The following is a 6,000-nucleotide window of genomic DNA, read 5'->3' as shown; positions in this document are numbered from 1 at the left end:
CATGGTGGTTTATCAGGCTCTCTATGGAGACCAAGCCTATTGGGTAAGACCGGAAAACATGTTCTTCGGGAAAGTTACGAGGGACGGCAGAACTTTTAATCGTTTCACAGAAATAGATAAATAATTATGGAGACATTTAATAATGTAATAAACAGTGGCCAGCTTGTTCTGGTCGATTTCTTTGCTACCTGGTGCCAACCTTGCAAGGCGATGCACCCCATTCTGGAACAGGTGAAGAGTGTGTTGGGCGACCGTATCCGAATCATCAAGGTGGATGTGGACAAGTACGGCGTAACAGCAAGCCAATACCGCATCCAATCCGTGCCTACGCTGATGCTCTTCCGAAACGGAGAAGTATTGTGGCGCACAAGCGGTGTGGTAGATAAAGCCGAACTGCTGGCTACGCTTGATCCATTCTTGATATAATCAAAAATATAAAAGAATAATCTTATGCGCATAATAGGATACTTACTTTGGTGGCTCTTCGGAGGTCTCGAAGCTGCCATCGGTTATTTCACCGGAAGTCTGGCTCTTGCATGTACCATTATCGGCATTCCTTGGGGAAAACAGCATTTCAAGATGGCCGCGCTTTCGCTCGCACCATTCGGCAAGGATGTGGAGTTGGGATTTTAAAGTGATAAGAAGAAGTTGAAGGAAATATGGCAATAACTATTGATACAACAAACCTCTGCTCGCATCTTCAAAAGAAGTTGTTTGAACCTGAGGGAGTATATTATCCTATCTTGCAAGCCATGCAGAACGATGAGGAGTTGACTGCCGCGGTTCGCTCACGACAGCTTCATATCTATCGTAACGGCAAGAAGATTCTCATTCTCGCTGGCAAGGCTCAGCCGAAAATTATCAGAGAGGATAAACTGAACGAATTGATTAAGAAAATAATATAGATGATTAAGAAAGAAGAAGTTATATCTTTTGTATGGCAGCATATTCTGCTGCTCGTTTCGCTCTATGTAATGACTTTCGGAGTCGCAGCATGTGTGCGAAGTCAGTTAGGTTCAAGCGTTATTTCCACCATCCCTTACGTGATGGCTTCGGCAGGAAAGATGCTTGATTACATCCCAGGATGGACTATCGGCGGCTACACCATCATGATGAATGCGATCTTCGTGGTGCTGCAGATTCTGATTCTGAGAAGAAACTTCGAGTGGGTGCAACTCTTCCAGCTAGCTATCGGCTTTATCTTCGGAATGTTCATAGACCTCAATATGGTGCTTACACAGTGGATGGTTTCAGAAAATATCCTGGTCAATGCCCTTGTGCAGATTGCCGGTTGCACCATCCTCGGTTTCGGAATCGCCATGGAGGTGAAATGCGGCTCAGTAACCATGCCTGGCGAGGGTATTTCCATTGCCATTCACAAGGTTACCGGCTGGCCTTTCCCTAAAGCCAAGATTCGGGTGGACATCACGCTCGTGGTCTTGGCCGTCTTGTTCTGTTTCCTGCTTCTCGGTTCATGGAAATGGGAGATCGTGGGCATCGGAACGCTCTTCGCCATGGTCTATGTAGGTGTTACAGTTCGCCTATTCAACAAACATCTTGCATGGTTCGACCGCCTGCTCCACTATCGTCCAGGTTGCCGAAGATATGTTTACGGACTGGCACGATACATAAGAAGACAGATGTAACGTCAAGATTATTTAAGTTCAACGGATAAAAATAGATGAACATGAATTTTCCAGAAATATATTCAGCAACAGGCATGATGGAGCTGATTCAGAAAATCGGCTTCCTCCCCCTCCTCGATAGCGGCATTGAAGGATTCTCTGCCGAAGACATCGTGGCGGAGGATTGCGGTTACGTAAGACTTCCTGAAGGCGGTTGGGACTGGCCGCTATGGAAATGGAAGGGCGAGATTGTGCAGGAAATGCCGTGTATGTACGGAAAGTTCTTCAACAAGAAGGCTGGATTCATCAGCCAGGAATGGTGGCCGGACTTCTGCAACTACAGAAGAAGCAAATACTCCCACCCGGATGAAGATTCGATAGAAGGAGCCATTCTCAGCACGCTTCAATCTACCGGCAGTCTCATCACGAGAGAACTTCGGGCAGCCTGCGGTTTTACAGGAAAGGGAATGAGAAGCAAGTTTGACGGTTATCTCACCCGACTGGAAATGGCGACTTACATCGTGACCGAGGATTTCATCTACCCTCGTGACAAGCACAATCATGAATATGGCTGGGGATGGTCGCTGCTCAATACACCCGAAGACCTCTATGGCAGGGAGGCTTGCCAATGCAACCGCACTCCCGAAGAGTCTTATCAGAAGATTTTCAAACATCTGAAAGAAATCCTGCCTGATGCTTCGGATAAACAGATTATTAAATTAATTGGATAAAAATGAGAAAAGAATCAAGAGCAATGGATAGTGAGTGGGCTTTGGAAGTAATGCACAAGGCTCCGTATATAACTGTCAGTTTTATTGACGAAGACGGCAAGCCTTATGGTTTACCGCTGTCGCTCGCATCTGATGATGATGTGAATTGGTATTTTCATGGTGCCTTGGAAGGCAAGAAGTTGGAGGCAATCAAGGTTCATCCAGAGGTTTGCCTTTCAGCCGTAACACGTTGTGCGCCTACGGTTGGTCCGAAGGACGGGAGTTTCACCATGCAGTTCAAATCAGCCATCGCATTCGGCAAGGCAGAAATCGTGACAGATGAAGCAGAGAAGATTCATGGTCTCCGACTAATCTGTGAGCGCTTCCTTCCTCACCACATGGATGCTTTCGACCAGAGCATCGCCCGTTCCTTGTCACGCACGGCTGTAGTTCGCATCACACTTACTGAGCCACCAACCGGCAAGCGCAAGCAATATGATAAGGAAGGCGTGGAAATGAAATATGGAAGAATGGAATAAATCTCCGATAATGGTAAAATTTTCCGAAAACCAGGTATAAGCTCTTTAGGAGAATGTGCGTATCTTTGCACCCAAGAAATTTAAAAGGCTTAGGATTATGAAGGAATTATTCTTTAATACGATACAGGAGTTCAACGACTACATTGGGGTGAAAACGCTTCATCCTCTGGTAAGCATTGCACGTGTAGAGAACACCTCTCCGATACAGGAGGCTGTGCACCATTACGGACTTTATGCCCTCTTCCTAAAGGAAAACAAGGGCTGCAAATTGTCATACGGCAGAACAGAATATGATTTTGACGAGATGACCGTCACCTCGTTTGCTCCAGGTCAGTCGATTAAGGTTGAACCCATTCCAGGAGTACCGCTTGCCAAATATACGGTATTGGCTTTCCATCCCGAGTTACTCAACCGCACCCAGCTTGGCAAGAACATCTCCCGATATGAGTTCTTCGACTATACAAGCAACGAAGCACTACATCTATCCGCTGCCGAGGTAAACATCTTCCGTGATGTACTCTCAATGATTAAGCAGGAACTTCAGCATCCTATAGATAGACATTCGCGTGAACTCATCGTTTCAAACATCGAGTTGCTGCTAAACTACTGCCTGCGCTTCTACGACCGACAGTTTATCACACGCGAGGAGATAAACCATTCGGTAGTAAAGAAATTCATCTCTCTGCTCGATGAATACATTGCCCGGAAAGCGGAGCATGAAGGGCTGCCTACCGTAGCCTACTTTGCCGACAAATGCTGCTATTCTACCAAATATTTCGGCGAATTAGTCAAGACAGAGACTGGCAGAACCGCTAAGAGTCTGATCAACGACCGACTGCTTTCTGCAGCCCGCCAACTACTTGTAGATGAAACCTTAACCATTACGCAAGTCAGCCAGCGCCTCGGCTTTGAATATTCTCAGCACTTCGTCCGCTTTTTCAAGGCACAGACGGGAAAGACTCCAAGCGAGTACCGCAAAACTGCTTAAATATAATGAAGCATATATAGAATAACTGTTATTTTTTACATCGAAGATGTTTTCTGGAGAAGAATTTGAAAATATAGAGAAAAATTTAAAAATATGATACAATGAAGAAAATAGTACAGACAGCAGGGCGCACCCAGTTGGGTGAGTTTGCCCCGGAGTTCGCCCACCTCAACGACGACATCCTCTTCGGAGAAGTATGGAGCCGCAATGACCTGCTTTCATTGCGCGACCGCAGTTTGGTAACAATCACTTCGCTCATCAGCCAAGGAATCACCGACAGCTCGCTGAAATATCACTTGCAGTCGGCAAAGAATAACGGAATTACCCGTACGGAAGCGGCAGAGATTATTACTCACATCGCCTTCTACGCAGGTTGGCCAAAGGCCTGGGCTGCCTTCAATCTGGCAAAGGAGGTATGGAACGAAGATGTGAAAGGAGAAGACTCCAAGGCTGCTTTCCAGCGCGAGATGATATTCCCTGTTGGCGAACCCAACACAGCTTACGCCAAATACTTCAAAGGCAACAGTTATCTGGCACAAATATCTGATAGTCAGATACCTTTCTTCAACGTTACCTTTGAGCCAGGTTGCCGCAATAACTGGCACACGCACCACGCTACAAAGGGTGGCGGGCAAATGCTGGTAGGCGTAGCCGGACGTGGCTGGTATCAGGAGGAAGGAAAGCCTGCGCAGGAAATCCTCCCCGGCACAGTCATCCATATTCCTGCCAACGTGAAGCATTGGCACGGTGCAGCAAAAGACAGCTGGTTTGCCCACCTCGCCTTTGAAATACCTGGCGAGAACACATCCAACGAATGGCAGGAGGCTGTGAGCGATGAGGAATATAACAAGATAAAATAACAATAAGATTTATGACTTCACTTCAAGAAAGACTGTTCGCCATGCAGGATAAGCAGTATGCTGCTTTCCAGGCCAAACTGACACCGGGAGTGCCTATGGAAAGTTTCATAGGCATTCGTGTGCCTGTGCTTCGCAAGTTTGCAAAAGAGTTTACAAAGAAGGCAGAATGCAAGGAATTTCTTCATCAGCTTCCTCACGAATACTACGATGAGAACATGCTTCACGGTCTCCTCATTTCCGAGGTGAAGGACTACGATGAATGCATTCGTCTTATTGACAGCTTCCTGCCTTTCGTGGACAACTGGGCAGTGTGCGACATCATGTCTCCGAAGGTATTTGCCAAACACAAGAAGGAACTGTTGGCGAAGATTAAGACTTGGAGTAAATCGTCACACGTTTATACTTGTCGTTTTGGAATAGAGACACTTATGTCTCATTACCTTGATAAAGACTTCAAGGCAGAATATCTTGAAATTCCTGCATCAGTAAAGAGCGAAGAGTATTACGTAAAAATGATGGTAGCCTGGTTCTTCGCCACCGCCCTTGCCAAGCAATGGGACCAGGCGATTCCCTACATTGAGCAACGCTTCCTTGCTCCCTGGACGCACAACAAGACTATCCAGAAGGCCATCGAGAGCTACAGAATCACGCCCGAGCAGAAGGAATATCTGCGGACATTGAAGATAAAATAATTATGACACAAGATACTTCTACATATTACATTTGGATAGGTGGCTCATGTGATTATGGCCATAAAGAGCGAGCTGGTGGTGCTGCCGTTGTGATTGAGCATAACGGCAATATCATCAGCCGTGATGTAATCAGCGACCTACACACCACGGAATTCCGCATGATACTAACCCTCATGGTGAAAGTAATGCAGGAAATACCGGAAGGTTCCGACATTCTCTTCCTGACCAACGCTGCCTATATTCAGAACTTTGACAAGACTCCAACGGCTAAATCAGCCAATCCGGACTTGATCATTCAATGCATCGAGGTAAAGAAAAGGCACAACTCAGTCGGAGTCAAAATCGTGCAATATCACAAGAGTCCACTGCTGATAGAGACCCACGATAGGGCTACAGAAGCAATGGCTAAGACAAGGAAGGAATTTCATCAGAAAAACAAATAAATGTTTAGGGCCGTTTTCCGGTCATTAAGGCCATGGTCATTAAGGTCATTAAGGATTTCAACTTCTCTATTCTGGTAACACATTAGCGCTTTTTGATAACACATTTGTAACACACATGGATGATTTCTCAATACACCAAATTC

Annotated in this window: 11 protein-coding genes; all 11 read left to right on the top strand. The window is 46.1% G+C overall.

The features are described 5' to 3' along the window. The first annotated feature begins 1 nt into the window (after position 1). The 11 genes from F7D47_RS04455 (at position 2) to F7D47_RS04405 (ending at position 5,857) form a co-directional block, all read left to right on the top strand. Positions 2-124, top strand: a complete 123-nt coding sequence (locus F7D47_RS04455) for a DUF1653 domain-containing protein (protein ID WP_153095753.1) — start codon at positions 2-4, stop codon at positions 122-124. A 2-nt stretch (positions 125-126) separates the two neighbouring features. Continuing rightward, positions 127-426, top strand: coding sequence for a thioredoxin (gene trxA, locus F7D47_RS04450; RefSeq protein ID WP_022121765.1), 300 nt, complete (start codon positions 127-129; stop codon positions 424-426). A 24-nt stretch (positions 427-450) separates the two neighbouring features. Next, on the top strand, positions 451-633 hold the full coding sequence (locus tag F7D47_RS04445; protein ID WP_153086546.1) for a YccF domain-containing protein: 183 nt from the start codon (positions 451-453) through the stop codon (positions 631-633). Positions 634-665: 32 nt separating this feature from the next. After that, entirely contained in the window at positions 666-905 is a 240-nt protein-coding gene (locus F7D47_RS04440; RefSeq protein WP_228113443.1) for a hypothetical protein, read from the top strand. After that, positions 906-1,646 carry a YczE/YyaS/YitT family protein gene (locus tag F7D47_RS04435; protein ID WP_089542680.1) on the top strand — a complete coding sequence of 247 codons (741 nt, stop codon included), beginning with the start codon at positions 906-908 and terminating at the stop codon, positions 1,644-1,646. It abuts the gene before it with no gap. A gap of 41 nt (positions 1,647-1,687) precedes the next feature. Then, positions 1,688-2,356, top strand: a complete 669-nt coding sequence (locus F7D47_RS04430) for an AlkZ-related protein (RefSeq protein ID WP_153086549.1) — start codon at positions 1,688-1,690, stop codon at positions 2,354-2,356. Positions 2,357-2,358: 2 nt separating this feature from the next. After that, on the top strand, positions 2,359-2,874 hold the full coding sequence (locus tag F7D47_RS04425; RefSeq protein ID WP_153086544.1) for a pyridoxamine 5'-phosphate oxidase family protein: 516 nt from the start codon (positions 2,359-2,361) through the stop codon (positions 2,872-2,874). Positions 2,875-2,971: 97 nt separating this feature from the next. After that, a complete protein-coding gene (locus tag F7D47_RS04420; protein ID WP_153086543.1) occupies positions 2,972-3,862 on the top strand; it encodes a helix-turn-helix domain-containing protein in 891 nt (296 codons plus the stop codon). A 101-nt stretch (positions 3,863-3,963) separates the two neighbouring features. After that, a complete protein-coding gene (locus F7D47_RS04415; protein ID WP_153086542.1) occupies positions 3,964-4,722 on the top strand; it encodes a carboxymuconolactone decarboxylase family protein in 759 nt (252 codons plus the stop codon). 11 nt (positions 4,723-4,733) lie between these two features. Next, a complete protein-coding gene (locus F7D47_RS04410; RefSeq protein ID WP_153086541.1) occupies positions 4,734-5,414 on the top strand; it encodes a DNA alkylation repair protein in 681 nt (226 codons plus the stop codon). Between the two features lie 2 nt (positions 5,415-5,416). After that, positions 5,417-5,857: a ribonuclease H gene (locus tag F7D47_RS04405; protein WP_153086540.1), complete on the top strand. Its 441-nt coding sequence runs from the start codon at positions 5,417-5,419 to the stop codon at positions 5,855-5,857. Positions 5,858-6,000 lie beyond the last annotated feature (143 nt).

The sequence above is a fragment of the Segatella copri genome (assembly GCF_009494835.1).
Classification (GTDB): domain Bacteria; phylum Bacteroidota; class Bacteroidia; order Bacteroidales; family Bacteroidaceae; genus Prevotella; species Prevotella copri_F.
Note: the sequence above shows the minus strand (reverse complement) of the source record. Positions and strands in the feature narration are given on the sequence as shown.